At 69.9% G+C, this 24,981-nt stretch carries 28 protein-coding genes; 16 read left to right on the top strand and 12 right to left on the bottom strand.

Annotated elements, in window-relative coordinates; all coding sequences use genetic code 11:
• Positions 1-242 precede the first annotated feature (242 nt).
• The 3 genes from AB0C26_RS13700 to AB0C26_RS13690 all read right to left on the bottom strand — a co-directional run bounded on the left by AB0C26_RS13700 (position 243) and on the right by AB0C26_RS13690 (position 1,538).
• On the bottom strand, positions 243-398 hold the full coding sequence (locus AB0C26_RS13700) for a LysR family transcriptional regulator (protein ID WP_360246484.1): 156 nt from the start codon (positions 396-398) through the stop codon (positions 243-245).
• 113 nt (positions 399-511) lie between these two features.
• Positions 512-1,057: a type 1 glutamine amidotransferase domain-containing protein gene (locus AB0C26_RS13695; protein ID WP_360246482.1), complete on the bottom strand. Its 546-nt coding sequence runs from the start codon at positions 1,055-1,057 to the stop codon at positions 512-514.
• Positions 1,058-1,079: 22 nt separating this feature from the next.
• Positions 1,080-1,538: a DUF2231 domain-containing protein gene (locus AB0C26_RS13690; RefSeq protein WP_360246481.1), complete on the bottom strand. Its 459-nt coding sequence runs from the start codon at positions 1,536-1,538 to the stop codon at positions 1,080-1,082.
• 417 nt (positions 1,539-1,955) lie between these two features.
• Here AB0C26_RS13690 and AB0C26_RS13685 point away from each other — a divergent pair, with 417 nt between their 5' ends.
• The 5 genes from AB0C26_RS13685 (at position 1,956) to AB0C26_RS13665 (ending at position 4,706) form a co-directional block, all read left to right on the top strand.
• The gene (locus tag AB0C26_RS13685; protein ID WP_360246479.1) at positions 1,956-2,408 is read left to right on the top strand and encodes a DUF6232 family protein; all 453 of its coding nucleotides are present in this window, start codon (positions 1,956-1,958) and stop codon (positions 2,406-2,408) included.
• A 164-nt stretch (positions 2,409-2,572) separates the two neighbouring features.
• Positions 2,573-3,490 carry a helix-turn-helix transcriptional regulator gene (locus AB0C26_RS13680; RefSeq protein WP_360246477.1) on the top strand — a complete coding sequence of 306 codons (918 nt, stop codon included), beginning with the start codon at positions 2,573-2,575 and terminating at the stop codon, positions 3,488-3,490.
• Between the two features lie 39 nt (positions 3,491-3,529).
• Entirely contained in the window at positions 3,530-3,715 is a 186-nt protein-coding gene (locus AB0C26_RS13675; RefSeq protein ID WP_360246475.1) for a DUF397 domain-containing protein, read from the top strand.
• Positions 3,716-3,917: 202 nt separating this feature from the next.
• Positions 3,918-4,118, top strand: coding sequence for a DUF397 domain-containing protein (locus AB0C26_RS13670; RefSeq protein WP_360246473.1), 201 nt, complete (start codon positions 3,918-3,920; stop codon positions 4,116-4,118).
• A gap of 57 nt (positions 4,119-4,175) precedes the next feature.
• Positions 4,176-4,706 carry a DUF6226 family protein gene (locus AB0C26_RS13665; protein WP_360246471.1) on the top strand — a complete coding sequence of 177 codons (531 nt, stop codon included), beginning with the start codon at positions 4,176-4,178 and terminating at the stop codon, positions 4,704-4,706.
• Positions 4,707-4,817: 111 nt separating this feature from the next.
• Here AB0C26_RS13665 and AB0C26_RS13660 read toward each other — a convergent pair whose 3' ends face one another.
• A complete protein-coding gene (locus AB0C26_RS13660) occupies positions 4,818-5,945 on the bottom strand; it encodes a geranylgeranyl reductase family protein (protein WP_360246469.1) in 1,128 nt (375 codons plus the stop codon).
• 39 nt (positions 5,946-5,984) lie between these two features.
• Here AB0C26_RS13660 and AB0C26_RS13655 point away from each other — a divergent pair, with 39 nt between their 5' ends.
• From AB0C26_RS13655 to AB0C26_RS13645, 3 genes are read left to right on the top strand one after another with little or no spacing between them, the layout of a single operon-like run.
• Positions 5,985-6,545 carry a sugar O-acetyltransferase gene (locus AB0C26_RS13655; protein ID WP_360246467.1) on the top strand — a complete coding sequence of 187 codons (561 nt, stop codon included), beginning with the start codon at positions 5,985-5,987 and terminating at the stop codon, positions 6,543-6,545.
• On the top strand, positions 6,542-7,111 hold the full coding sequence (locus AB0C26_RS13650; protein ID WP_360246465.1) for a TetR family transcriptional regulator: 570 nt from the start codon (positions 6,542-6,544) through the stop codon (positions 7,109-7,111). The genes AB0C26_RS13655 and AB0C26_RS13650 overlap by 4 nt, the downstream gene beginning before the upstream one ends.
• Complete coding sequence (locus tag AB0C26_RS13645; protein ID WP_360246463.1) at positions 7,108-8,364, top strand: MFS transporter; 1,257 nt, start codon at positions 7,108-7,110, stop codon at positions 8,362-8,364. Before AB0C26_RS13650 ends, AB0C26_RS13645 begins: the two co-directional genes overlap by 4 nt.
• 1,078 nt (positions 8,365-9,442) lie before the next feature.
• Here AB0C26_RS13645 and AB0C26_RS13640 read toward each other — a convergent pair.
• From AB0C26_RS13640 to AB0C26_RS13630, 3 genes are read right to left on the bottom strand one after another with little or no spacing between them, the layout of a single operon-like run.
• Positions 9,443-10,714 (bottom strand): MFS transporter, encoded by a 1,272-nt coding sequence (locus AB0C26_RS13640; protein ID WP_360246461.1) that lies wholly within the window; start codon positions 10,712-10,714, stop codon positions 9,443-9,445.
• A gap of 37 nt (positions 10,715-10,751) precedes the next feature.
• Complete coding sequence (locus tag AB0C26_RS13635) at positions 10,752-11,240, bottom strand: NUDIX domain-containing protein (protein WP_360246459.1); 489 nt, start codon at positions 11,238-11,240, stop codon at positions 10,752-10,754.
• Positions 11,241-11,253: 13 nt separating this feature from the next.
• Positions 11,254-12,129 carry a Ku protein gene (locus AB0C26_RS13630; protein WP_360246457.1) on the bottom strand — a complete coding sequence of 292 codons (876 nt, stop codon included), beginning with the start codon at positions 12,127-12,129 and terminating at the stop codon, positions 11,254-11,256.
• 72 nt (positions 12,130-12,201) lie between these two features.
• Here AB0C26_RS13630 and ligD (AB0C26_RS13625) point away from each other — a divergent pair, with 72 nt between their 5' ends.
• The 4 genes from ligD (AB0C26_RS13625) to AB0C26_RS13610 are packed head-to-tail and all read left to right on the top strand — an operon-like array spanning position 12,202 to position 14,943.
• Positions 12,202-13,152 carry a non-homologous end-joining DNA ligase gene (gene ligD / locus AB0C26_RS13625; RefSeq protein ID WP_360246455.1) on the top strand — a complete coding sequence of 317 codons (951 nt, stop codon included), beginning with the start codon at positions 12,202-12,204 and terminating at the stop codon, positions 13,150-13,152.
• Positions 13,142-14,050, top strand: a complete 909-nt coding sequence (ligD, locus tag AB0C26_RS13620) for a non-homologous end-joining DNA ligase (RefSeq protein ID WP_360246453.1) — start codon at positions 13,142-13,144, stop codon at positions 14,048-14,050. The genes ligD (AB0C26_RS13625) and ligD (AB0C26_RS13620) overlap by 11 nt, the downstream gene beginning before the upstream one ends.
• A gap of 33 nt (positions 14,051-14,083) precedes the next feature.
• Positions 14,084-14,428 (top strand): PadR family transcriptional regulator, encoded by a 345-nt coding sequence (locus AB0C26_RS13615; RefSeq protein ID WP_360246451.1) that lies wholly within the window; start codon positions 14,084-14,086, stop codon positions 14,426-14,428.
• The gene (locus AB0C26_RS13610) at positions 14,425-14,943 is read left to right on the top strand and encodes an HAAS signaling domain-containing protein (protein ID WP_360246449.1); all 519 of its coding nucleotides are present in this window, start codon (positions 14,425-14,427) and stop codon (positions 14,941-14,943) included. Before AB0C26_RS13615 ends, AB0C26_RS13610 begins: the two co-directional genes overlap by 4 nt.
• A gap of 23 nt (positions 14,944-14,966) precedes the next feature.
• On the opposite strand, the gene AB0C26_RS13605 is transcribed toward AB0C26_RS13610, so the two are convergent.
• Positions 14,967-16,628: a DNA repair helicase XPB gene (locus tag AB0C26_RS13605; protein ID WP_360246447.1), complete on the bottom strand. Its 1,662-nt coding sequence runs from the start codon at positions 16,626-16,628 to the stop codon at positions 14,967-14,969.
• Between the two features lie 124 nt (positions 16,629-16,752).
• A complete protein-coding gene (locus tag AB0C26_RS13600; RefSeq protein ID WP_360246445.1) occupies positions 16,753-19,191 on the bottom strand; it encodes a helicase-associated domain-containing protein in 2,439 nt (812 codons plus the stop codon).
• A 95-nt stretch (positions 19,192-19,286) separates the two neighbouring features.
• On the opposite strand from AB0C26_RS13600, the gene AB0C26_RS13595 reads away from it, so the two are divergent.
• The 3 genes from AB0C26_RS13595 to AB0C26_RS13585 are packed head-to-tail and all read left to right on the top strand — an operon-like array spanning position 19,287 to position 20,547.
• Complete coding sequence (locus tag AB0C26_RS13595) at positions 19,287-19,490, top strand: hypothetical protein (protein WP_360246443.1); 204 nt, start codon at positions 19,287-19,289, stop codon at positions 19,488-19,490.
• On the top strand, positions 19,487-20,110 hold the full coding sequence (locus AB0C26_RS13590; protein WP_360246441.1) for an HAD family hydrolase: 624 nt from the start codon (positions 19,487-19,489) through the stop codon (positions 20,108-20,110). Before AB0C26_RS13595 ends, AB0C26_RS13590 begins: the two co-directional genes overlap by 4 nt.
• A gap of 50 nt (positions 20,111-20,160) precedes the next feature.
• Positions 20,161-20,547 carry a cold shock domain-containing protein gene (locus tag AB0C26_RS13585; RefSeq protein WP_360246439.1) on the top strand — a complete coding sequence of 129 codons (387 nt, stop codon included), beginning with the start codon at positions 20,161-20,163 and terminating at the stop codon, positions 20,545-20,547.
• 31 nt (positions 20,548-20,578) lie between these two features.
• Here the strand turns inward: AB0C26_RS13585 and AB0C26_RS13580 are convergent, their stop codons facing one another.
• The 3 genes from AB0C26_RS13580 to AB0C26_RS13570 all read right to left on the bottom strand — a co-directional run bounded on the left by AB0C26_RS13580 (position 20,579) and on the right by AB0C26_RS13570 (position 22,781).
• Positions 20,579-21,388, bottom strand: a complete 810-nt coding sequence (locus tag AB0C26_RS13580; protein WP_360246437.1) for a 1,4-dihydroxy-6-naphthoate synthase — start codon at positions 21,386-21,388, stop codon at positions 20,579-20,581.
• Positions 21,389-21,525: 137 nt separating this feature from the next.
• Positions 21,526-22,164: a futalosine hydrolase gene (locus AB0C26_RS13575; RefSeq protein ID WP_360246435.1), complete on the bottom strand. Its 639-nt coding sequence runs from the start codon at positions 22,162-22,164 to the stop codon at positions 21,526-21,528.
• Complete coding sequence (locus AB0C26_RS13570; protein ID WP_360246433.1) at positions 22,161-22,781, bottom strand: TetR/AcrR family transcriptional regulator; 621 nt, start codon at positions 22,779-22,781, stop codon at positions 22,161-22,163. Before AB0C26_RS13570 ends, AB0C26_RS13575 begins: the two co-directional genes overlap by 4 nt.
• A 91-nt stretch (positions 22,782-22,872) precedes the next feature.
• Between AB0C26_RS13570 and AB0C26_RS13565 the strand changes: the two genes are divergently transcribed.
• Positions 22,873-24,981: a 2Fe-2S iron-sulfur cluster-binding protein gene (locus AB0C26_RS13565; protein WP_360246431.1), complete on the top strand. Its 2,109-nt coding sequence runs from the start codon at positions 22,873-22,875 to the stop codon at positions 24,979-24,981.

The raw sequence follows: 24,981 nt of genomic DNA, 5'->3' as shown, positions 1-24,981 counted from the left end.
GTGGACAGGCAAAACGCAGGTCACGCACAACAGTGCACGTAGTACCAACAGACTCGTAATGCGTAGGTCGTCGGTTCGATTCCGACAGGCGGCTCAGAGAACGGCCCTGACCAGGGTTAAAGCTGGTCAGGGCCGTATTTCGTTACACGACTGTCGTTTGTCCGCCGGCCGGTTGCATCGGGGTACCTCGCCCGTCCGGGAGAACGTGTCGGGGCCTCCGAACGCTTCCACGTCGAAGGCGGTCAGGTGCGCGACAGGTTCGGGCCGACCGCGTCCTCCAGGCGCCGGACGCGTTTCGGCAGCACCGGTTGCGACAGGTGCGAAGCAACCGCAGCCTGACTCATGCTGGACCGCTCGGCGGTGGCCACGAAGGCGCACTTGTGCCGGTCCAGCTCCATGACGTCCACGATGGCCCTGAGGGTGACCGGCCGGGACAGCCCGGCGGGCGGGCGCCGAGCCGGTGTTGCACTCAGCGGCCCGCCTCGGCGGAACCTGCCGTGTAATTCCGTATCTAGGCATTCTTGGCGATCGCCGACAGCAACTCGCCGCAGAAAGCCGGCAGATCGTCGGGCTTGCGGCTTGTGATGAGGTGGTCGTCGACGAAGACCTCCTCGTCGACCCAGGTGGCGCCGGCGTTGGCCAGGTCGGTGCGCAGGCTGGGCCAGCTTGTCATGGTGCGGCCGCTGACCGCGCCCGCCTCGACCAGGGTCCACGGGCCGTGGCAGATGGCGGCGACCGGCTTTCCGGTGGCCATGAAGTCGCGGACGAATCGAATGGCGTCATTGTCGACGCGCAGGAAATCCGGGTTGGCCACGCCGCCGGGGAGGACCAGGGCGTCGTAGTCGGAGACGTCGGCCTCCTTCACCGACTTCTCCACCCGGTACGTGCCGGCCTTGTCCATGTGGTTGACGGCCTGGATTTCGCCGTCCTTGATGGAGACGAGTTCGGCCGTGCCGCCGGCCGATTCCACCGCCTTGCGCGGCTCGGTGTATTCGACCTCCTCCACGCCGTCGGTCGCCAGGAAGGCAACGCGCTTGCCCTGAATCGAGGTGGTCATCCGGTTGCCCCTTTCAAAGAGATCAGTAACCGCGGTTCCCCAGAGCGGCCCGGGCAAACGCCGGAGTGTGGCCGTTGGCCACCTGGCCGGTGAACCAGGCGCCGAATCCGCAGATGGCGAGGGCGATGATCTCGAGGAGATAAAGGCCGGTCCCGGCGGCGCGGTCGGGAGTGCCGATGCGGACCATGAGAATGACGGCGAACAGGATCAGTACGCCCATGTTCATCAGGGCCCGCAGTACGCCGAGGCGTTTCGTGTCGGCGCGGCGGACGAAAGCGAGATCAATAGCGCCCGCGGTGGCGGCGAGAACACCGGCGAGCAGGCCGGCCACGATGTTCCAGTAGGCCAGCGTTCCCAGAATGCTAGGGCCGCCCAGTTGATTCGCGGTGTCGAAGATGAAGGCCATGGCGAACAGGCCCAGAGGGAACATCACCAGGATGGGCTGTACTGCCTGGCCCGCGATCTTGAGTCGGCTCTCCATGCGGGTTCATCGCCCTTCCACCTGCGCTTTTGCAGGATTGACAGTGACATCCCTCGGTGGCCTACCCGGCCCGTTCGTCGATGAAACGCCTTCGGTGGGGCCGAGTGACGGGCCTCTCGATGGCAGTCGGCTTGTACGCAATCTGCAACATGGCAGATTGATGTATGGCGGACAGCCGTGTGGCGTGCTCTACTGCTAGTAGAGCAACAAGGGCGGAGAGATTAGAAGGGGAGACAAACAAACGGCACCCGGCGGCAACCGGGTGCCGTTCCTGCCTCTGCTCCTTGCTGCGTCCCATCATCTGCGTGGAAAGGATCTGCCCGGGACGGATCAGTTGGGGCGAGGATCTATCAGTCTCTGCAGCCATCGTGGCCCCAATTCCCTCTCCTCGCAAGCCTCAGTCGAGAGGAGTGCGCCATGAGCAAACGTACCTACTACCGTGGGCCGGACGCCGTGGTAACCGACGATTACTTCGTTTGGCGGACCACTCCGGTGCGCAGTTACGTAGTTCGTGATCTCCGTAATGTCGGCCAGGTTCGAGCGGTCTCCGAGCCGGGGTCACCGGTACGGGTCTCGATGGCCGCCGCCGCCACCGTCGGGGTGATCGGAGCCGGCTGGACTTTGCTCGAGCCACCGCACGCGTATGCCATCGGCCTGGTTGCCGTGACGATTCCCGTGGCTTGTGCTCTGCCGTCGATGTTCCGCCGGGGTGGCCGCGCGTGGGAGTTGCACGCCAACTACCGCGGCGTGGAGGTGGTCCTCTACTCCTGCGGGGAGGAAAGGCAGTTCAACCAGGTCAAACGAGCTCTGCGCAGAGCCATGGAGGACGCGCGACCACCGGCCGGAGATCTCACGTTCGCCACTGCATGAAGTCCCCGGCGGAGTGACGGGAACGTTTGGATCAAAACCGCACGCGGTTCCCGTCGTTCTGGTATCACGGAAGATGAGCCGCCTCGCTGATGGCCAGTAGGCAATCAGCGAGGTAGCATCCTGCACCGACCCATCCACGCCGCCGCTTCAACGTTGAAGGACTCATGGCCGAGGGCGATTCGCCGACGATTGCACGCCTGCGCGTACGCGTTGCGTTGCGTGAGGCTCGCGAGGCCGCCGGTCTGACCCAGTTGCAGGTGGCCGAGGAGATGGAGTGGTCGAACAGCAAGGTCATTCGGATCGAGAAGGGCGATGTCACCGTCTCGATAAATGACCTGCGCGGCCTGCTCACGCTGCTCGGCGTGCGCGACAAAACAAAGATCAACTCCCTGCTGGCCGACGCGCGGATCGCCCGGACGAGGCAGAAGCCCGAGTCGGTGTGGTGGCAGGAGGCGCGCTTCCGCGACCAGATGTCGGAGAGCTTCCGCAAGCTGGTGGAGTACGAGGCGGAGGCCTCGCAGTTGCGCTCGTTCAACATCTTCTACATCCCCGGTCCGCTGCAGACCGCCGAGTACGGGACGGCGTTGACCGGCACGTGGATGGAAGAGGCCGACTTCTCCCAGGAGAAGGTCGACACCATGGTCGAGGCTCGGGCCCACCGCCGGGAGGCCCTGGCCCGCCGGGGCGACGCGCTCGACTACATGGTCCTGCTCGACCAGTCGGTACTGATGAGATCGTTCGGCGGCCCGACGGCCTTCGTGAGGCAACTCCGCCTGCTCATCGACCTGTCCAAGAGCGGGCTCTACAGGCTGCGGATGCTGCCGTTCAGCCTGGAGATCGCGATTGCCAACAACGGTAGTTTCGAACTGGCCACGGTGGGCGTCGGTCGCGCGAACAATGAGATCATGTACCGCGAGACCGGCTTGAACGACGAGATCATCGAGACTCGTGTCGAGACCGCGCGGCACCGCAGACGTTTTGATCAACTTTGGAAAGCCGCAGACAACGAAGGCGACACGATCGCCTACGTGCAGAAGCGTATAGACGAGCTTGAGGCCAACCCTCATGACGTAAAAAGTTGAATTTTCCTTTTGTTTCTTGAAAATCACAGGAGTAGAGACATGCGCGAGTTGGAGTGGCGCCGGAGCAGCCGGTGCACTGCGAGCAACTGCGTCGAAGTTGCCAGGGTTGACGGGCAGTACCTGATCCGGGACAGCAAGAACCCGCAGCTGCCCCCGCACTCGTTCACCGAGGACGAGTGGCTCGCGTTCGCGGCGGGCGTGAAGGCCGGCGACTTCACGTTCTGATTGGACCGCAGTGCCCGCCGCCCTGCGTGGGCTCCTACGCAGGGCGGTTCATAGAACTGTCGGCTAGCCGACTAGCCTCGGCCGTAAAACGGCCTGAGCCGCATATAAGCGGATAAATTTCCTCGCCCTCGGCATTCACTCCTGCCAAGCCTCGAAACGGTCCCTTACCGTGGAGTTCGGGAACCGGCACGGAGGTGTGCAGATGAGCTACTGGACCGACGAACCCCGATGGCAACGCTCGAGATCCTGTTCGCAGAGCACCTGTGTCGAAGTGGCACGGGCGGGCGAGACCATCCTGGTCCGCGATTCCAAGAATCCCGGTGGAGCTGTCCTGTCCTTCACCCCCTCGGAGTGGAGGGCGTTCGTGGAGGGTGTCAAGCGGGGCGAGCTCTCCTTCGAATGAGGCGGGATCCGGCCGATCCCCTGGTTTGCCGCTGGCCGAGAGCGGCATACTGCGCGAGTGAGGGCCGACCCGCACGTATCCGGCGCCAACCGCTTCGCTGTCCTGCACGACGCGGCTGAGGCGCTGCTCGACGAGCTGGACCAGCGCTACATGGTCGACCGCAGGGAGACCAAAGAACAGCTGGGGCCGGCCGAAGGCCTGGTACGGATGGAGCGGCTCATGCCGCGTACGCCCGCCGCCGCGCCCCTCGCCGTCGCCTTCACCGATTTTCCGGGCCTTGTCGTGCGCCTGGGACGGTGGTGGGTCGAGGCGCTGCCCGCCTGCGGGTGCGAGGTCTGCGAGGAAGATCCGGCCCACCTCGTCGACATGCTCCGCAAACAGGCGTTCGCCCTGGTCGAGGGCGGTCTGTGGGAACGGGTGCGCCGCGGCGTGGACGGTTCGTGGTTCGAGACCAGGTTGATCGGGGTCGGCGTCAACGGCCGGCGCGAGGGACCACTGGCCCGCCGGGACGCCCGCGACGCGCGTCGCGGCGGCTTCGCGGCGCCGGTGTTGTGGGCGCCGTGGCCGACGCGCGGTCTCGCTGACTAAAGGCGCGCGGTCTCGCTGGCTAAGGGCGCGCGGTCTCGCTGGCTAAGGGCGCGCGGTCTCGCTGGCTAAGGGCGCGCGGTCTCGCTGACTAAGAGGGCTCGGCCTCGCTGACTAGGAACGGAAGAGCGCGAGCACTGCCCGGACGCCTCGGCGCTCGAGCACGCGCGCCATCGAAAGGTCACCGCGGCAGAACGTCTCGAACGCCCGCCAGCCCAGCGGCGTACCCATCGCGAGGTGAGCCACAGCGGGATGGCGGGAGAAGGCGCCGAGCAGTCGCCGGCCCGCGGCCATCTCCGGGGCGAGTTCGCCCGCGACCCGCCGCTCGTAGGCGCCGAGATCTCCGGCGGCCGCGGCCTCGCCCGCCCACGCGCCGGAGCGCAGCGCGTAGCTGATGCCCTCGCGGGTCCACGGCTCGAGCAGGCCCGCCGCGTCGCCGGCGACCATGACCCGGCCGCGCCGCAGCGGTGAATCCGGCTTGCGGCACCGGGTCAGGTGGCCGGAGTCGCGGACGACCTCGCGATCGCCGAGGCCGAGCCGGTCGACGAAGGCGCCCAGATAGCGCTTGGTCTCGGCGCCGTTGCCCTTCGCCATGATCACGCCGACGGTCAGTTCGTCGTCCTTGGGGAAGACCCAGCCGTACGAGCCGGGGAACGGCCCCCAGTCGAGCAGCACCCGGCCGCGCCACCGAGCCCGGTCGGCCTCGGTGGCGGCCAACTCCACCTCGAGACCGAGATCCTGCTGGTCGAGGGTGATTCCGACGTAGCGCGAGGTGATGCCGGCCGAGCCGTCGGCCCCGATCACCACCTTGCCGGTGACCTGCTCGCCGTCGGCCAGCGTGACGGTGGCCGCGTCGTCGTCCTGGTCGATCGAGCGGACCTGGCTGTTCTGCCGGACGGTCGCGCCGGCCGCGGCGGCCGCCTTGGACCAGGCGAGGTCGAAGTCGTCGCGGCGGACCATGGTGAGCAGCGGGCGGCCGCTCGCGTGCCGGGTGAAGGAACGCCGGCCGTCGCGGGTGAACGTGATCGACCCGATGGTGTCCCGGCCGGGCACGTCGATGAGCGGGGCCGCGAGGGCCAGCGAGCTGCCGAGGAGGCCGCCGCCGCACGTCTTGTACCGGGGGTGCTCGGACCGCTCCAGAACGATGGTGCGCGCGCCGGCGGTCGCGGCCGCGTGCGCCGCCGACAAACCGGCCGGCCCGCCGCCGACCACCACGACATCCCAAGCCGGCTTCGCGATCACGGCCGCATTCTATCCAGGGTTCTATGTACGATCGTACGCATGGCTTCCATGCGCGATCGGATGCTCGCCGGCGAGCTGTACCAGGCCGACGATCCCGACCTGGCCCGCGAGATGCTGCGCGCGGCCTCCCTGACCCATCGCCTCAACCAGGCCGACCCGGCCGACGGCAAGCTGCGCCGTGAGCTGCTCACCGAGCTGCTCGGATCGTTCGGCGAGGACAGCGAGATCCGCCCGCCGTTCCGCTGCGACTACGGCTATCAGACCTTCGTGGGCGCCCGTACGTTCGCGAACTTCGGTCTGATCTGCCTCGACGTCGCCCCGATCACCATCGGCGACGACGTGCAGATGGGGCCGAACGTGCAGCTCCTGACCGCCTGGCATCCGGTTGCGGCCGGTACCCGGCGGGACAAGTGGGAGGCGGCCACGCCCATCGTGATCGGCGACAACGTCTGGCTCGGCGGCGGCGTGATCGTCCTCCCCGGCGTCACCATCGGTGAGAACACTGTGGTCGGCTCCGGCGCGATCGTCACCAAAGACCTGCCACCGAACGTGGTCGCCGTGGGCAACCCGGCTCGCGTCATCCGCGAGGTGGAGCCGTGACGACCGTGCCGGCGGCGCGCTCGCCGCGGCGCTACGACCCCGAGCGCAAGAGCCGCATCATCGACGCGACGATCGACGTGGTGGCCGACCACGGCGTCGCCGGCACTACCAGCCGGCGCATCGCGGCCGCGGCCGACGTGCCGCTCGGCTCGATCACCTACCACTTCGACAGCATCGACGACCTGCTCGCGCAGGCCTTCCGGCGCCTGTCCGACCAGATGTCGCCGCGCTACGAGGCGCACTTCGCGCAGGTGCGCGACCTCGAGGGCTTCGCCGACGCGGTGGCCGACCTGATCAACGGCGACGCCGGCGGCACGGCGCGGGACTGGGTGGTCTCGTACGAGCTTTACCTGGCCGCGCTGCGGGACCCGGCGCTGCGCAGCGTCACCGAGTCGTGGATGCGCCGGTCACGTGCCGTACTCGAACGCTTCATCGATCCGGTGACGGCCCGCGGCGTCGACGCGCTGATCGAGGGCCTGGTCATGCATCGCACGCTTTCCACGGCATCCTTCGACCCCACCGAGACCCGGACGATCGTGCGCCGCCTGCTCGGAGTCGCCGAATGACCACCACCGCTCCCGCCACGCCGGAGGTGCGGGCGGCGGCCCGCGCCGTCTACCTGGCCTTCATCTTCGCCGGCGTCGCGGCCGCGAGCTGGGCGTCCCGCATCCCCCAGGTGCGCGACGAGCTCGGCCTGAGCCCGTCCCGTCTCGGCCTGGTGCTGCTCTCGCTGGCCGCCGGCTCGATCGTGTCGCTGCTGCTCGCCGGCCAGATCGTGTCCCACTTCGGCTCGCGGCGCACGGTCGGCGCGATGGGCGCCGTGCTGGGCGTGGCCATGCTCGGCGTCTCGTTCGGCTACCTCCACGGCGTGTGGGCCGTGGTGGCGTCCCTGTTCGTCTTCGGCTTCGCGAACGGCGCCTGGGACGTCGGCATGAACGTGCAGGGCGCCATCGTCGAACGCCGCCTCGGCAAGGCGATCATGCCGCGCTTCCACGCCGGCTTCAGCGTCGGCACGGTCGCCGGCGCGCTGGTCGGTGCGGCCGCTGTCGCTTTGGACATTTCGGTCACCCTGCATCTGGCGGTCACCGCAGTCGTCATCGCGGTGGTCGTCGTCCTGTCCGTACGAGCTTTCGGCCCGGACGACGACGGACCCGCGCCGGCCGTCACCCCCTCCGACCCGACAATGGTGGGTTCCACGGCCCCGGTGACCACCACGGAGAGTCGCCTGTCCCGCGCCTTGGCGACGTGGCGTGAGCCTCGCACGATTCTGGTAGGCGTCTTCGTCCTGGCCTTCGCCTTCACCGAGGGTGCCGGCATCGACTGGATCAGCGTCTCGATGATCGACAGCCACGGCGCCTCAGCGGCCGTCGGCACCCTCGCCTTCGCGGTCTTCCTGGCCGCGATGACCGCCGGCCGCTGGTTCGGCCCACCGCTGCTCGACCGCTACGGCCGCGTGCCGGTGGTACGGGTCCTGGCCGTGATTTCCCTGGCCGGGCTGGCCCTCTACATTCTGGGCCCGAACACGCCGGTCGCCTTCGTGGGCGCCCTCTTCTGGGGCCTGGGCGCCTCCCTGGGCTTCCCGGTCGGCATGAGCGCCGCCGCCGACGACCCGTCCCAGGCGGCCGCCCGCGTCAGCGTGGTCGCCTCGATCGGTTACTGCGCGTTCCTCGGCGGCCCACCACTGATCGGCTTCCTCGGCGACCACGTCACGGTCAAGAACGCTCTGGTAGCGGTAGCCGTCCTACTCATCGTGTCGATCACCCTGGCCGGCGCGGTCAAGCCACTGCCGGGTTCGGCTGACGACAAAACCCGCCATTAAGTACGAATCCTCGAAGGGTGGCCGAGGAGCTAGGGCGGGCCCGTGCGGGCTCGCCCTCCTCACCCGGCTGCCGGGCTGTCCTGCATGGCGTCCCGAGCTCGCGGGCTCCGCCCGCCTCGCGCTCCGGCGCGCCACTCGACGCCCGCCCGCCTCGCCCGGCCCGTTGCCCGGCCGACGTCGCCGGGCTCGCGTCGCCGGGTCCGTACTGCCCGGCCTAGGACGTATTGACGGATAGTGATGCTGGGCCTGGCCGCGGTCCTCGATCTTTCCGCCATGGTGCGGGCTGCCGTCCTCGATGAACTTCGGCGAGGAGCGAATCTCGAACGATGCTCAACTTCATGCGTCCATCCATTCAGGACTGATTCGCAATCAGGCTTCACCGCCCGCTCCTTTGACGCCCCAACTCTGGCGGCCCGCCGGCCCCATCCTTGGCGCGCGAATGGGTCCCAGGGGAGCGCTCGACCTGTAGAGGATCGACTTAGCCCGATGTATTCGGTATAGCCCCGGCGTCCCGGCGCGAAGTAATGGGAGCAAAAGCTAGGCGACAGGTAGAAGTATGTCGCTCGGCGTGAGACCCTCGGAGGCGACGGCGACGGCCCGGTTGCAGCCGGGCCGTCGCATTACTCGCCTATGAATCCGCCTCGGTAGGGCACGTCTCAAGGGGGAGCAATATGGCTACGGTAACCATCCTGCCGCGGCAGGACCAGGGGAGTGGCGGTCCTCGTCCCAGCGTGATCATGAGGGCGCTCGCAACTGCCGGCGGAAGCGCCGCCAGCATCTGTGGCATCCTCGTTGCTTCTTCCTATGGGGCCGCCCCCACAGCTGTCGCCATTGTGGCGCTCGTGGTGTTCGGAGTGATCATGCTGGTTCCTTTGATCATCTCCGGTATCTACGGCGCCGGGGGATGATGCGGCGCGGAGAAGCCGACCGCCGCGTTACCCCACGCTTCAGAGGCGGGAAGGCGAGCTAACGCACTCGGCGGACATGAGGAGCGGATCCCCTCGGATAGCGCCGGCGACCCGAGGGTGACAGCCGCCATGGGCCGGGATCGCATCGGCGATCGGCGTAGTCCTCGGCTTCAGGTCGTTCGGGCGGTGGCTGCGGCGGCCCATGCCTCGTCGGCGGCTTTCTTCAGGGCCATGCCGTCTTTGCCGTTGTAGCGGAGGAAGCGGGGGAGGGCCAGCGCCAAAGCGGCCGTGCCCGCTACGCAGAGGAGGCCGCCGAGCCAGATGGAGCCGGTTACGCCCAGGCGGGTTCGGGCCATGGCGCCGGAGCGGAGCTGGCCCAGTAGAGGGCCTGTGGTGTAGCTCAGCATTTCTATGCCGGCCAGGCGGCCTCTCAGGTGGTCGGGGATGGTTTGGCTCCAGATGATGGCTCGGAAGATTCCGGAGATCATGTCGGCGGCGCCGGCGAAGGCCAGGCAGAACAGGGTCAGCCAGAGGGTGGTGGAGAGGCCTACGCCGATGATTCCTATGCCCCAGAAGGCGGCGGCGATCACCACCATCAGGCCGTGGCGGTGGACCTTGGCCGTCCAGCGGCTGGTCAACGTGGCCAGCAGGGAGCCTACGGCGGGGGCCGCGTAGAGCAGGCCGAGGATGCGGGGGCCGCCCAGCTGGGTGGCCAGGAACGGGTAGAGGGCCTGGGGCATGCCGAAGAACATGGCGTTGATGTCGACCAGGTACGTGCCCATCAGTTCGGGGCGGGACTTGGCGTAGCGCAGGCCGGTCACCACGGCTCGCAGGGACGGGCGGTCGGCGTCGGGTGGTGGCGGTACCGCCCGGACCAGCGTCAGGCAGGTGAGCGAGACGGTGAAGGTGAGCAGGTCGAAGGCGTACACCCAAGCGAGATCGACCGAGGCGATCAGGAGGCCGGCCAGCGCCGGGCCGCCGAGCTGGGCGATCTGCATGCCGAGCGATTGCAGGGCCATGGTGGCGGGCAGTTCCTCGGGGCGCACCAGGCGGGGGACCATCGCCTCCAGGGCCGGGCGTTGCAGGCCGTCGACGGTGGCGGTCAGCGCCGCCACCACGTACAGCAGCCACAGGTGCGGTGCCGAGGAAAGAGCGTTTATCAGCAGTACGCCCGTGAGCGCGGCCAGCGCGAATTCGCCGCCCCGGACCAGCAGCCGGCGGTCCAGGTAGTCGGCCAGGGCGCCGCCCACGAACGCCATCACCAGCAGCGGGACCAGTTCGCAGACGCCGAGGAGGCCCACCATCAAGGGGTCGTTCGTGAGGTGGGCGACCTGGAACGGGATGGTGACGTACGTGATGAAGGAGCCGAAACCGGAGACCGAGCCTCCCGCGAAGACCAGGCGGTAGTCGCGGGAGGTGCGCAGCGGGGTGAGGTCGAGCACTCGCGGATCGTGCCCGAACACACCGGCTAGGCGCGACTCATTTCAGGACGAGGCGGCCGGTGGCCTGGAACGACGCGAGGTCGGCCAGGGTCTCGTCGATCACGAAGGATTTCGGGCCGGGCAGCGCGTCGAGCGGGAAGAAGCCGGCGTCGACCGATTCCTCGGTCTCGCGCAGCAGTTCGCCCTCCCAGGTGTCGATCTTGAACGACATGAGGATCTGCTGGTAGGTGTGCCCGTAGTCGTTCGTGTACGTGTACGCCGTGTAGAAGGCGAACGGCGTCAGGGAGGTCGCCCGCAGGCCGGTCTCCTCCCACACCTCGCGGATGGCGCACTCCTCCATGCTCTCGCCGAGTTCCATCGCGCCGGCCGGGATCGCCCAGCGGTGGTTGTCGGACCGCTGGATGAGCAGCAGCCTGTTCTGATCGTCGATGATCACGCCGCGCGCGCCCACGAACAGGATCGTGTCGGTGTCCCCGACGCTCGCGCGTACCTTGCCCAGATAAGACTCGTCCCACGTCAGTGCCACGGGGCAACTGTAATCATGCGGACTTACGAGCAGCCTTCTTCGCGGGTGTGGCAGTTGTCTTCTTCTTGGCGGGGGTGGCCTTCTTAGCCGGCGCCGGCGCGGCTTTCTCCCCGCGAGCCGCCTTGGCCCGCTCGACCGAGGCCTTCAGCGCGGCCATCAGGTCGACGGCGGCGGCCGGCGCCTCCTCGGCCTCCTCGGGCTGCACCACCTCGCGGCCCTCGACCTTGGCGTCGATGACCTCCTGGAGGGCGGCCCGGTAGTTGTCGGTGAACTCCTCGGCCTTGAAGCTGCCGGCCATCGAGTCGATCAGCGACGACGCCATGGCCAGCTCGGCCGGGCGGGTCTCGATGTCCTCGTCGAGGAAGCCGAAGTCGGGGGTGCGTACCTCGTCCGGCCAGAGCATGGTGTTCAGCACCAGCACGTCCTCGTGCACCCGCAGCGTGGCCAGCTGCTCGCGCTGGCGCAGCGCGATCTTGACGACCGCGACCCGGTCGGCGTCCTGCAGGGCGTCCCGCAGCAGCACGTACGGCTTGGCCGCCTGCCCCTCGGGCTCGAGGTAGTAGGTCTTGGCGAACAGGATCGGGTCGATCTGCTCGGCCGGCACGAACTCCAGCACGTCGATCGCCCGGGACGTGGTCAGCGGCAGGTCGGCGAAGTCCTCGTCGGTCAGGATGACCATCTCGCCGCCACCGATGTCGTATCCCTTGGCGATGTCGTCGTAGCTGACCACCTCGCCGTCGATCGAGCAGGTGCGCTGGTATTTGATCCGGCCGCCGTCGGTGCGATGCACCTGGTGGAACCGGATGTCCTTCTCCTCGGTCGCCGAGTACAGCTTCACGGCGATGGACACCAGGCCGAAGGAGACGGCGCCCTTCCAGATCGCTCTCATGAGAACCCCCTGATCAGAATGGCATTAGTGAGACGCCTGCGTAAGGTGTTCGGCCCTGCCTAAGGTGATCGGGTGCCCGGTGCGCCGCTGTCTCCCATGCTCGCCACCGCCGGCGCGCTGCCGGCCGGGCCGGAGTGGAGCTACGAGTTCAAGTGGGACGGTGTCCGCGTTCTCGCGCTCTTCGCCGGTGGTGCACCCGACCTGTTCGCGCGCTCCGGCGCCGTGGTCACCGCCGCGTACCCGGAGATCGCCGACCTGCGCCTGCCGGAGGGCACGCTGCTCGACGGCGAGATGGTGGTGCTCGACGCGAAGGGCCGGCCGTCGTTCACCGCGCTGGCCGAGCGCATGCACGTCCGCGACAGCTCCAAGGCGGCCCGGCTGGCGGTGACGGCCCCCGTCACGTACATGATCTTCGATCTGCTTTACCACGACGGGCTGGACTACACCGGCCTGCCCTATCTGGCCCGCCGGGAGAAGCTGGAGGAGCTGGGCCTGGCCGGGCCACGCTGGATGGTGCCGCCGTCGTTCGGCGACGGCCCGGCGACCGAGGCCGCGGCGCGGGAGAACAGCCTGGAGGGCGTGGTCGCCAAGCGCACCGACTCGGTTTATCTGCCCGGAACCCGCTCTGGAGACTGGGTCAAGGTCAAATTTGACCGTACGGGCGACTACGTGATCGGTGGGTGGCGGGCCGGCGCCCGGAGGCTGGGCGGGCTGCTGGTGGGCGTACCCACGCCGGATGGGCTGGTCTTCCGGGGGCGGGTCGGCGGTGGCATCGGCGCCGCGGCCGAGAAGGAGCTGCTGTCGCGGTTGGAACCACGCGCCGCCAAGAGCTCACCGTTCGTGGCGGGCGCGGTGCCGCGTGAGGATTCGCGCGGGGCGCACTGGGTACGACCGGAGCTGGTGGTCGAGATCCGCTACGGCAACCGGACGCCGGACGGGCGCTTGCGCTTCCCCCGGTTCCTGCGGTTGCGGGACGACAAGACGCCGCCGGAGTGCGCGGAGGAGGACGAGGATGGCCGGTGACCGGCTCCCGGTCTCGATCGACGGCCGTGACCTGGAGCTCTCCAACCTCGACAAGGTGATGTACCCGGCCGCCGGGTTCACCAAGGGCGAGGTCATCGACTACTACTCGCGGATCGCGCCGGTGATGCTGCCGCACCTGGCCGGGCGCGCGGTCACCCGCATCCGCTTCCCGAACGGCGTCGACGGCGTCCACTTCTTCGAGAAGAACAAGCCCGGCGGTACGCCCGATTGGGTGCGCCTGGAAAGGCTGCCCGTTCCCGGGTCGACGAAGAGCCGCGAGACCATCGACTTCGTCGTGGTGGACGAGCTGGCCACCCTGGTCTGGCTGGCCAACCTGGCCGCGCTGGAGATGCACACCCCGCAGTGGCGGGTCGGCGAAGATCCCGACCTGCTCGTGGTCGACCTCGATCCGGGTGCGCCGGCCGGGCTGCGCGAGTGCTGCGCGGTCGCGGTGCTGATGCGCGATCGGCTGGCCGAGGACGGCGTCCAGGCGTGGCCCAAGACGTCCGGCAAGAAGGGGATGCAGCTCTGCTGCCCCATCTCCGGGACACAGAGTTCGGAGGTCGTGTCGGCGTACGCCAAGAAGGTCGCGGAAGAGCTGGCGGCGATGGTCCCCGGCTCGATCACCGCCAAGATGGCGAAAGCCATCCGTCCCGGCAAGATCTTCATCGACTGGAGCCAGAACGCGGCCGCGAAGACGACGGTGACCCCCTATTCGCTGCGCGCCCAGGAGCAGCCGACCGCCTCCACCCCGCTGCTGTGGGAGGAGGTCGAGGCCATCGCCACCGGCGACGAGGAGCCCCGGCAGTTCCGCTCGGACGAGGTGCTGGCCCGCGTCGAACAGCACGGCGACCTGCTCGAAGGCCTTCTGAATAAGGGGCCTGTCCTGCCGGCATAGACCTACTTGGTGTCGCAAGGTACCGTGTGGCGCATGGGAGATGTCTCGCAGTTGGCGACCGGGCTGCGGCGGGGGACGCTCGAGTTCTGCGTCCTGGCGATGGTCGAGTATGAGGACCGGTACGGCAACGAGATCGTTCGCCGTCTCGGTGACGAGCCCAACCTGGCCGCCGGCGAGGGGACGATCTATCCGCTGCTCTCACGCTTGCGCCGATCGGGTTGGCTGGAGAGCAAGTGGGTCGAGTCGCCGTCCGGGCCGCCCCGGCGCTACTACGGGCTGACCATGGCCGGCCGGTCCGCGCTCGAACACTTCCGCACGGAATGGGTTTCCTTCCGACAGACCGTGGACCGACTCGTGGGAACCGGTGAGGCCGCATGAAGACCAACAACACCGACGTCGTCGCCGAATATCTGCGCGAGGTCGACCAGCGACTGGCCGGGCTGCCCGTGCTCCAGCGCCGCGAACTGCTGGCCGACCTGGCCGCGCACATCGCCACCGAGCGCGACGAGCGCAACCTGGCGTCGGAGGGCGAGGTCATCGAGGTGCTCGAACGGCTCGGCACCCCGGAGGCGATCGCCGCGGCCGCGCACGAGGAGGCCGGCACCCGCCCGCGCCGGCCCGAGACCTTCTACCCGCCGCAGCAGCCGGCCGGCTTCTATCCGCCGTCGGCGCCGCCGGTGCCGCCGGCCCGGGCCCGGTCGGCCAACTGGACGCTGATCGCGCTGCTGGCCGGCGGCGCGATCGTCGTGCTGTTCGTGCTGTGCGGCTTCCTCGCACTCGCCGGTGGCCGCGACAGCGCGCCCGAGCCGGCCGAGATGAACGCCCCGCCACCGCCGACGCCGTCGGCCACCGCCGAGTCGAGGGACGTGCCGGCGCCCACCGTCACCGGCTGAGCCGCACGCCCGGAGGAACACCGTCAGTCGATCTGGGGCAGCGGCGGGCCGAGGACGTCGTCGGCGTCGACGATCGTGTAGGCGTAGCCCTGTTCGGCCAGGAAGCGCTGCCGGTGGGCCGCGTACTCGGTGTCGATCGTGTCGCGGGAGACGACCGTGTAGAAGTGGGCCTGGCGGCCGTCGGCCTTGGGGCGCAGCACCCGGCCCAGGCGCTGGGCCTCCTCCTGGCGGGAGCCGAACGTGCCGGAGACCTGGATGGCCACCGCCGCCTCGGGCAGGTCGATCGAGAAGTTGCCCACCTTGGAGATGACCAGGGTGCGCAGCTCGCCCGAGCGGAACGCGTCGAACAGGCGCTCGCGCTCCTTGTTCGTGGTCGACCCCTGCACGATCGGGGCGTCGAGGTACTCGCCCAGCTCGTGCAGCTGGTCGATGTACCCGCCGATGACCAGCACCTGCTCGCCCGGATGCTTATCGACCAGGGCGCGCACGACCGGCAGTTTGGTACGCGCCGTGGCGGCCACGCGGTAGCGCTCCTCGGCCTCCGTGACGGCGTACGACATCCGCTCGGCCTCGGTCAGGGTGACCCGGACCTCGACACACTCGGCGGGGGCGATCCAGCCCTGCGCCTCGATGTCCTTCCAGGGCGCGTCGTAACGCTTCGGGCCGATCAGCGAGAACACGTCGCCCTCGCGCCCGTCCTCGCGGACCAGGGTGGCCGTGAGGCCGAGCCGGCGGCGGGCCTGGAGGTCGGCGGTGAACCGGAAGATCGGCGCCGGGAGCAGGTGGACCTCGTCGTAGACGACCAGGCCCCAGTCGCGGGCGCCGAACAGGTCGAGGTGGGTGAAGGCGCCGCCGCGGCGCGAGGTCAGCACCTGGTACGTGGCGATGGTGACCGGGCGGATCTCCTTGCGCTCGCCGCTGTACTCGCCGATCTCCTCCTCGGTCAGCGACGTCCGGGCGATCAGCTCCCGTTTCCATTGCCGGCCGGCCACCGTGTTGGTGACCAGGATGAGCGTGGTCGCCTTGGCCGTGGCCATCGCGGCCGCGCCGACCAGCGTCTTGCCGGCGCCGCAGGGCAGCACCACGACGCCGGAGCCGCCGGCCCAGAAGCCGTCGACCGCCTCCTGCTGGTACGACCGCAGCGTCCAGCCGTCCTCGGCCAGGCTGATCTCGTGGGCCTCACCGTCGACGTAGCCGGCCAGGTCTTCCGCCGGCCAGCCGAGCTTGAGCAGCGCCTGCTTGAGGCGGCCGCGCTCGGACGGGTGGACCACGATGGTCTCGTCGTCGATCTTCGCGCCGAGCATGCCGGCCAGCTTCTTCGACTTGGCCACCTCGATCAGCACGATCTTGTCGAGGCCGCGCAGGACGAGCCCGTTGTTGGGATCGTTCACCAGCTGGAGGCGCCCGTAGCGGTCCATCGTCTCGGCCACGTCGACCAGCAGCGCGTTCGGCACCGGGTAGCGCGAGAACTTGATCAGCGAGTCGACCACGCTCTCGGCGTCGTGCCCGGCGGCGCGGGCGTTCCACAGACCCAGGGGCGTCAGGCGGTACGTGTGTACGTGCTCGGGCGAGCGTTCCAGCTCGGCGAACGGGGCGATAGCCATCCGGCAGGCCTGCGCGTCCGGGTGGTCGACCTCGAGGAGAAGTGTCTTGTCGGATTGAACGATCAGCGGTCCGCCGCTCACGTGCACACCCTCCGAAGAGCAAACAACGACCCTCCAGTCTGACACGCGTGCAACCTTTTCGGCGGGGAGCGCGTTTGGGATACACGCGGGCCGCAACAGCATCGGGGGACTGCGGCCCGCGTTACTACTCCTGCTCGGGCACCGCCGCCGTGATCCGGTGCAGCGCGAACGTGTGCAGCGTCTCGGTCCGCTCGTCCTCGGCCCGCAGATATCCGGCACTCAGCGACACGGGCTTGACCAGGCGCGACAGCGTCGCCCCGTGCGAGTCGACATAACCGACCCAGACCCGGGCTTTTTCCCGTACGGCCTGTTGCAGCACCGCCATGGCCTGCCCGTGCTGCTGCACGGGAGTCAGTCCCGGCGTGCCCTGGCCGTTCGCCGCGCGCACGCCGACCGGCGCCCGCCGCGCGGCCCGGGTCGCGATGTCGCCCCGGCGGATCTGCTCCACCACCCCGGCCAGCCGCGGCCCGCCCAGAATGGGCGGCCCGGCGTGGTCGGCCGCCCGCGCCGCCACCGACGTACGGGTCGGAGCGCGCCGGACCTTCGGCCGGGTGAGCACGGCCGACCCGCCCGCGTCCTCGGCCACCGGGGCGAACCCGGCGTCGCGCAGCCCGCCCAGCAGCCGCGCCACCTGCAACGGGCTGACCAGCACGGTCGGCGCGATCTGGCGCAGGCCCAGCGGCAACAGGCGCTTGTCGGCCAGCACCTCGGCGATCAGCGCCTCGTCGTCGCTGCGCAGGTAGGAGCCGGCCGAACCGGCCCGCAGACCGCCGTGCTTACGGGCGGCGTCGTCGATCATGTACGTCAGCGTCTGCGGCACCGGCGTCCGCGACCGCCGCCGGAACAGGGTGTGCAGGTCGGCGGCGGTGTAGCCGACGTCGAGGGCCCGGCGCACGCTGGCCGTGGTCACCCGGAACACGCTTGCGCCACCGGCCGATTCCGGCTCGGCCACGACGTCCAGCTCGGCGGCGAGCTCGGGCTCGGGCGGGCCCGGCACGACCACCGACAGGTCGGCCTGCACCAGCACGTGGTCGACCGGGGCCGGAAGCAGCTCGTCCAGCACGCGGACCCCGTCACCCGGCGCCTCGGCCGCGCTGGCCGGCCGCACGCCCAGCGGATCGCTGTCGTCGATGTCCGGATCCTCGAGCAACAGGCGGCCGTACGACGTGATGGCCCCGAGCGCGGTCACCCCCAGCAGGGCGGCGCCGGTCAGGGCGTCGCGGTGGGTCGCCTCGCGGCCGCGGGCGCGGCGCGGGCTCTGCCAGGCGAGCAGGCCGAGCACCTCGTCGACGGCCGGCACCGTGCCCGGTTTGAGGTCGGTCAGCACCAGCAGGGCCTCCCGCCGGGCCTGCGGGGCGCCCGCCCGCTCGGCGTCCGGGGCCAGCGCGTTGATCGGCCGGTCCCGCTCGTCGCGCTGCCCGACCAGGCCCGGCTGCCGGGTCATCATCAGCCAGGCGCGGGCCAGCGCCGTCCAGCGCTGGGCGATGCTGAGCGCCCGCCACAGGTCGTAGGCCCCGGTCGGCAGGAAGATCTCGTCGACCGGGCCGGTGGCGCGGCTCACCGTCACCGAGCGGCCCGAACCGGCCACGTCGCTCTCGCCGAGCAGCCCCGCCGCGTACGCGATCTCGAGCAGCAGCGCCGTACCCGGCTCGTCCAGGCCGGCCCCGCGGGCCAGGCGCTTGAGATCCCGTACGCCGAGACCGCCGGCCCGCAGCACCGGAGCGGGCTCGGCCGCGAGCGCCTCCAGCAGCGCCTCGGTGCTGCGGACGGCCTCCATCGCCTGGCCCGCGCCGGCCGAGTCGACCGACTTCGGATCACGGGCCGTGCCCTCGGGCAGCGGCGGGAACGGCCGCATCGGCCCGAGCGGCCCGGTGTCGCGGCGCAGCAGCATGCCGACCTCGCGGGGCAGCTCCACCAGCTCGCCGTCGGGGCGCGGGGACCGGCCGGCCTCGCTGATCGGCACCAGAATGTGCTGCTCGACCAGCCAGCGGACCGGCTCGGCGACGTCGGCGACCGAGTTGCGGCCCAGCGCGCCGATCGGGGGGCCCTCGGCCAGCCGGTCGAGCACGGCCCGCGCCGCGGGCGGGGCCGCGAGGACCGTACGCCGCAATTTGGCCTTGTCCGCGCAGAGCGCGGCGGTCCTCGGGTCGAGGAAGTCGGCCGGGCGGCCCAGACCGGCCGGGTAGGGCGAGGTGACCTCGTCCACGGCGCCGGTGACTTCGAGAGCGTCCTCGGGGCCGTGCAGCAGGAACCGGACCCGGAGACGGTCGATGGCGACGTGGACGTCGTCGGCGGCCACCCCGGCGGCCAGCTCGACGATGGCGCCGGCCGAGGTGAGGGCCGTCTCGGGCGAACGGGTCAGCCGGGCGGCGTCGAGGATCTGGAGGGTGAACTCGTCCAGGCCGTCCAGGCAGCGGGCGACCGAGCCGCGGGACTGCGCGCGGACGGCCAGGGCGGAGACGTCGGCGGGAACGGGCACGACGAGGTCGGGGCGCAGCTGAATCAGCGCGCTCAGCGCCTCGTCGGTGAGCGACCGGAGTTGATCGGCGAATGTGGTGGCCATCGTGTTCAACGCTAGCCGTCGTGGGACGATATTGAAGGGACCAGCCCGGCGGGCTGGCTCACTACCTCTCGTTGTTACGTGTAAGGGGAAGACCAGTGGCCGCTCAGAACAAGTTGCCGGGTACCGCCGTCGAGGGTGGCGCCGGACCGCGCCAGACCAAGTCGGCCGCCCCCCAGGGCCACATGGACGTCTCCGAGATCCTGTCCGACCGGGCCGCCGCGCCCTCGCCGTTCGGTGACGACCAGACCTTCCCGCTGCCGGTGAACCGCCTCAAGTACATCCCGTCGACCCCCGCGTGAGGCCGGCGGTCGGTTTCGATCTGGACATGACCCTGATCGACTCCCGGCCGGGCATCCGGGCCGCCTACCGGGCGCTGACCGAGCGCACCGGCGTGTTCGTCGACGCCGATCTGGTGGTCACCCGGCTCGGCCCGCCGTTGCGGACCGAGCTGCGTCACTGGTTCCCGGAGGACCGGATCGAGGAGACGGTCACCACCTACCGCGAGCTCTACGCCCAGTACGCGATCACGCCGACTGTGCCCATGCCGGGCGCCGTCGAGACGCTGGCCGCCGTACGGGACATGGGGTTGCGGGTCGTCGTGGTGACCTCGAAGCTGGGCCGGCTGGCCCAACTGCACCTCGACCACCTCGGCCTGGTGGCCGACGAGCTCGCCGGTGACCTGTTCGCCGAGGGCAAGGCGGCCGCGCTGACCGAGCACGGCGTGCGCTGGTACGCCGGCGACCACATCGGTGACATGGTCGCGGCGCGGACGGCCGGCGTGCCCGGCATCGGCGTGGCCACCGGTCCGTGCTCACCCGGCGAGTTGACCGCGGCCGGCGCCGCGTACGTTCTGCCGGACCTCAATGGCTTTCCGGCCCTCCTGCGTGAGATTGCAGTTGGGTCCGGGCCCACCGCTTAAGTAGCCTTGCGTCGAGCGGTTGTTTCCATTGAGTGAAGTTGAGGTCAGCGGTGCCCACGGGTCGAGTGAAGTGGTACGACGCGGCGAAGGGATTCGGCTTCGTCACCAGCGATGAGGGCGGCGACGTGTTCCTGCCCAAGGGCGCGCTGCCGGCCGATGTGGCCGAGTTGAAAACGGGACAGCGGGTCGACTTCGGCCTGGTGGACAGCCGTCGCGGTCCGCAGGCGATGGGCGTCAAGCTGATCGACGCGCCGCCGTCGCTGTCCGAGCTCCGCCGCCGCCCGGCGGAGGAGCTGCACAGCATGGTCGAAGACATGATCAAGGTGTTGGAGTCGCAGGTACAGCCCGGGCTGAGCCGCGGGCGGTACCCGGACAAGCGCACCGCGCAGAAGATCGCGCAACTGGTCCACGCGGTGGCGAAAGAGTTCGAGATCTAGGGCGCTTGCCCGCGGAGCGAAGCGAAGCCAGCTAGCTCAGCTTCACGGCCGGCGTCAAACCCGCCGCCGCCGCACGCTGCAACAGGGCGTCGGCGGCGGCGAGTCCGTCTTGGCCCAGCTCCAGCGTGAACTCGTTCACGTAGAGATTGATGTGCTGCTGTACGACGTCGGGCTCCATCTCCTGCGCGTTCGCCAGGATGAAGTCGCGGCTCGCGTCCGGGTCGGCCCAGGCCATGCTCACCGAGTTGCGGATCCACTCGGTCGCCTCGGCCGGGTCGACGGTGCCCTTCTTGGCCAGGATCGCGCCCAGCGGAATCGGCAGGCCGGTGTCGGCCTCCCACCACTCGCCGAGGTCGACGATCGAGGTCAGGCCGTACCGCTGATAGGTGAAGCGGGCCTCGTGGATGACCAGACCGGCGTCGTACGTGCCGTCGGCCACCCCCGGCATGATCTGGTGGAACGGAACCACCTCGATCTTCGCCGGCTGCTTGTCGGCCGCCCAGAGGCGGAAGAGCAGGTACGCGGTGGTGCGGTCGCCGGGGACGGCCACGGTCTTGCCGGTGAGGTCCTCGTCGCCGTTCTTGGTGAGAACCAGCGGACCGCAGCCGCGGCCGAGCGCGCCGCCGGTCAGGAGCAGGTCGTAGTCGTCGAGCAGCCACGGCAGGGCCGCGTAACTGACCTTGACCAGGTCGAACTCGCCCCGCTCGGCCGCCGTGTTGGTCACGTCGACATCGGCGAAGGTCAGATTGACCTCCGGTGCGCCCGGGATGAGCCCGTGCACGAGGGCGTGGAAGACGAACGTGTCGTTGGGACACGGCGAAACCGCGAGTGAAAGCGCCACGACGTCCACGCTAAACGGGGGACCGGTGGACAGCGGTGCACGACGCCTGTTCCCAATCCCACACTGAGCGCCACATGTCCCTCACGCTCGCGGTTCGCGGGGCGAGCGGCAAGCGTCACAGATCGTTGCCCACAGCGTTATCCACAGGTTGTCCACAAGGCGGCAGAAGCTGTGGATAACGCGGCGAAGGCCTCCTTGAGGCGCCAGGCGGCGCGGTCCCGGGGGCCGATCGGGTTCGAGATGGTGCGCAGCTCGGCGAAGGGGATGGTGAGATCCTGAGCCGCGGTGGCCACGCCGAAGCCCTCCATGGCCTCGGCCACGGCGTCGGGGAAAGCGGCGGCGAGGCGGTCGGCGGTGGCGGAGGTGCCGGTGACGGTGCTGAGGGTGAGGACGTCGCCGGTGATCGCGTCCGGGAGAGCTGTGGACAACTCCTTGATCAGCTCGGAGTCGGCGGCGACGTGGCTCGTGCCGAAGCCGAGCTCTTCGATCGACAGGAAACCGTCAGGGGACTCGGCGCCCAGGTCGGCGCAGATGCTCCGCACTCCCAGGACGGTCGCGCCGACGGGCGCCCGGCCAGGGAAGCCACCGGCGATCCCGGCCGAGATCACCGCGCGGTAGGTGCCGGTGGCGAGCAGGCGGGCGGTGCCGGCCGCGGCCGCGGCCGGGCCCACACCGACCGGCTCGACGACCACGTGATCGGGGTCGGCTCCGGCGCGTACGGCTTCGGCCTCGGCGGCCACGGCGGTGACCACCAGCAGGCGGCTCTTCTTCGTCAACGGGGGCCTCGCAGATATCGGGTGATCATGTCGACCAGTTCGTTCTCGACCGTCTCGACCGGGATGGCCCGAGGGGCGGCCATGAGCTTGTGGATGTTCGTCTCGACCGTGAATGTGATCAACTCGGCCGCGGTGCCGAGATCGCGTACGTGGACGTCGGGATGCCGCGCGAGGAGGTCGCGCACCTGGCCGACGCGGAGCTTCCCGTGCTGGTCGATCGTGTCGAGCAGCTCCTGGGAGAACGAAGCCTCCTCAATCATGATCCGCAGCAGCTGCGGGTCGTCGCCGTGGTTGTCGATCGCGTCGCGGACCAGCGCCCGCACCGCGGCCTCCAGGGTGCCGGGGGACAGGTCGAGCTCGTCGGCCCGCGTCCACACGCCGCGGTCGATGTGCCGGATCAGCAGCGCGGCCAGGATCGCGTCCTTGTTCGGGAAGTACTGGTACAGCGAGCCGATGGAGACGCGGGCGCGCTCGGCGATGCGATTGGTGGTGCCGGCGGCGTAGCCGTGCTCGGCGAAAACGTGAGCAGCGGCGGCCAGGATGCGCTCGCGGGTGAGCTCGGCGCGAACCTGCCGGGGCGTGCGACGTGGCTGAAGTCGCCGGTCGGCCGACGGCATGGATGGTCCTCCTCGGTGCGCGGAAAGCGAGTAGCCAGAGAGCTGAGCTATTGCTCACAATAGTACTGTGAGCTGGGAAAACAAGAGGCATGTGTTGACTGCTGTCGACGAGGTCGAAGCGGCCGTGGGCCGCCCGGCGCCGATCATCGCGCTCAAACAGGTGAGGGCCCTGGACGACGGGTGCCGGGAAATTCTCGCCCGCTGCCCGATTGCGGCCTTCGGCTATCGGGACGCGGCCGGCACGAGCCGGACGACCTTCGTCGGCGGCACGCCGGGATTCACCCGCGTCCATTCCCCGACGCGGATCTCATTCGCCCGGCCCGAGCGTGGCGAACCGCGCGGCCCGGTTTCGCTCTTCTTCCTCTTACCCGGCGTAGGCGAGATCCTGCGCGTCAACGGCACGGCGACGGCCACGCGCAACGCGCGAACCACGATCGCGGTCGACGAGGCGTACGTGCATTGCGCCCAGGCCGTTCTGCGCTCCCGCCTGTGGCAGCCGGCCGTTCCGGCCGAGCCGGCCCCGGCCGTCGGCGGGGACGGGCCCCTGTACCGGCCCGGGGTCACCGAGTTCCTGGCCGCGGCGCCGTTCTTGGCCCTGTCGACCTGGGACTCCGCCGCTGGCAGCGACACGAGCCCTCGAGGAGACCGGGAGGCGGCGGCCCGCGTGCTGGACGGCCACACCCTGGTCATCCCGGACCGCAAGGGCAACAAACGCGCCGACACGCTGCACAACCTGCTCGCCGACGACCAGCTCTCGCTCGCCGCGCTCGTACCCGGTCGCGGCGGCGTGCTGCACGTCCGCGGCCGCGGCGCGATCACCGACGACCCCGCCCTGCTGGCGACGATGGCCCTGCGGGGCATGCCTCCGCAGCTGGCGCTGGTGATCGATGTCGAGCACGCCGAGGTGGTGGCCAACGACGCCGTGGCTCGCTCCCGGATGTGGAGCCCCGGCACACACCTCGACCGTGCCACCGCCCCCGACCTGATGGCGGTGGGCGCCGCACACTTGGCCGCCAACTCGGCCGGGGCACCCACGTTCTTGTTGAGGGCGGTCCGGGCGATCCCGGGGATGACCCGGCTGATGCAACTGGTCATGAACCGGGCCTACCGCTCCGCGCTGCACAAGGAGGGCTACGAGGAGGTGCGGTCCGCGTTGCCCCCGGCCGGTGGCGGTGGGGCGGAGAGCCCGCTGCGGCCGGTACGCGTGGCCGAGGTGCGCCAGGAGTCGCCCAGCGCCGTCACCGTGGTGCTGGAGGACGCCGGTGGGCGACCGGGGCGGTTCGACTTCCGGCCCGGACAGTTCTTCACGCTCGTGGCCGACCTCGACGGCGGCCAGCTACGGCGGGCCTACTCGGCCTCGTCGGCCCCGGGATCGTCCCGGCTCGAGATCACGGTCAAGCATGTGGAGGGCGGCCGGTTCTCCACCCATGTGCACACAGGGCTCCGGGCCGGGGACCACCTCGGGGTGCTCGGGCCGTCGGGATCCTTCCACTGCGAGTCACCGCCGCCGGCGGAGATGGTGCTCATCGCGGCGGGCGGCGGCGTGACGCCGATGATGAGCATGATCCGCACGCGGTTGGCCGATCCGGAGGACCGGGGCCGGATCGCGCTGCTCTACAGCAGCCGGCGCGCGGAGGAGATCATTTTCGCGGCCGAACTGAGCCGGCTGACGCGGGAATGCCCGGAGCGGCTGTCGGTCACCCATGTGCTGACCGAGCGGGAAGGACGGCTGGAAGCGGGCGGCGTGCGCCGCTGGGTCGCCGGCCTGTCCCCGGGCGCGGACGCCCACTATTACGTCTGTGGACCGGAACCGCTGATGGACAGCGTCCGCGACGTCCTGGCCGGGCTGGGCGTGCCGCCGGCCCAGGTGCGCCACGAGCGCTACACGAGCGGGGCGGAGACCACCATCGCGACGACCGAGCCGCAGGAGATGACCGTCGAGCGGGACGGCCGGCCGGTCGGCGCGGTGATCGTCGAGCCCGGCCGCAGTCTGCTCGACGCGGGACTCGCGGGCGGCCTGCCGATGCCCTACTCGTGCACGGTCGGCAACTGTGGGGACTGCATGGTGCGGGTGCGCGGCGGCGAGATCGCGCAGAACGAGCCGAACTGCCTCACGGCGGCGCAGAAGGCCGACGGCTATGTGCTGACGTGTGTCGGCTTCCCGCTGTCGAAGGTCACCCTCGACATCGCCGAGCCCTGA

The sequence above is a fragment of the Actinoplanes sp. NPDC048796 genome (genome assembly GCF_040650035.1).
GTDB lineage: Bacteria > Actinomycetota > Actinomycetes > Mycobacteriales > Micromonosporaceae > Actinoplanes.
This window is presented reverse-complemented; position numbering and strand designations above follow the sequence as displayed.

Coding starts and splice junctions, on each gene's coding strand:
- AB0C26_RS13700 (WP_360246484.1), bottom strand. CDS start 398: ATGGAGCTGGACCGGCACAAGTGCGCCTTCGTGGCCACCGCCGAGCGG.
- AB0C26_RS13695 (WP_360246482.1), bottom strand. CDS start 1,057: ATGACCACCTCGATTCAGGGCAAGCGCGTTGCCTTCCTGGCGACCGAC.
- AB0C26_RS13690 (WP_360246481.1), bottom strand. CDS start 1,538: ATGGAGAGCCGACTCAAGATCGCGGGCCAGGCAGTACAGCCCATCCTG.
- AB0C26_RS13685 (WP_360246479.1), top strand. CDS start 1,956: ATGAGCAAACGTACCTACTACCGTGGGCCGGACGCCGTGGTAACCGAC.
- AB0C26_RS13680 (WP_360246477.1), top strand. CDS start 2,573: ATGGCCGAGGGCGATTCGCCGACGATTGCACGCCTGCGCGTACGCGTT.
- AB0C26_RS13675 (WP_360246475.1), top strand. CDS start 3,530: ATGCGCGAGTTGGAGTGGCGCCGGAGCAGCCGGTGCACTGCGAGCAAC.
- AB0C26_RS13670 (WP_360246473.1), top strand. CDS start 3,918: ATGAGCTACTGGACCGACGAACCCCGATGGCAACGCTCGAGATCCTGT.
- AB0C26_RS13655 (WP_360246467.1), top strand. CDS start 5,985: ATGGCTTCCATGCGCGATCGGATGCTCGCCGGCGAGCTGTACCAGGCC.
- AB0C26_RS13645 (WP_360246463.1), top strand. CDS start 7,108: ATGACCACCACCGCTCCCGCCACGCCGGAGGTGCGGGCGGCGGCCCGC.
- AB0C26_RS13630 (WP_360246457.1), bottom strand. CDS start 12,129: ATGAGAGCGATCTGGAAGGGCGCCGTCTCCTTCGGCCTGGTGTCCATC.
- ligD (WP_360246453.1), top strand. CDS start 13,142: ATGGCCGGTGACCGGCTCCCGGTCTCGATCGACGGCCGTGACCTGGAG.
- AB0C26_RS13615 (WP_360246451.1), top strand. CDS start 14,084: ATGGGAGATGTCTCGCAGTTGGCGACCGGGCTGCGGCGGGGGACGCTC.
- AB0C26_RS13610 (WP_360246449.1), top strand. CDS start 14,425: ATGAAGACCAACAACACCGACGTCGTCGCCGAATATCTGCGCGAGGTC.
- AB0C26_RS13600 (WP_360246445.1), bottom strand. CDS start 19,191: ATGGCCACCACATTCGCCGATCAACTCCGGTCGCTCACCGACGAGGCG.
- AB0C26_RS13570 (WP_360246433.1), bottom strand. CDS start 22,781: ATGCCGTCGGCCGACCGGCGACTTCAGCCACGTCGCACGCCCCGGCAG.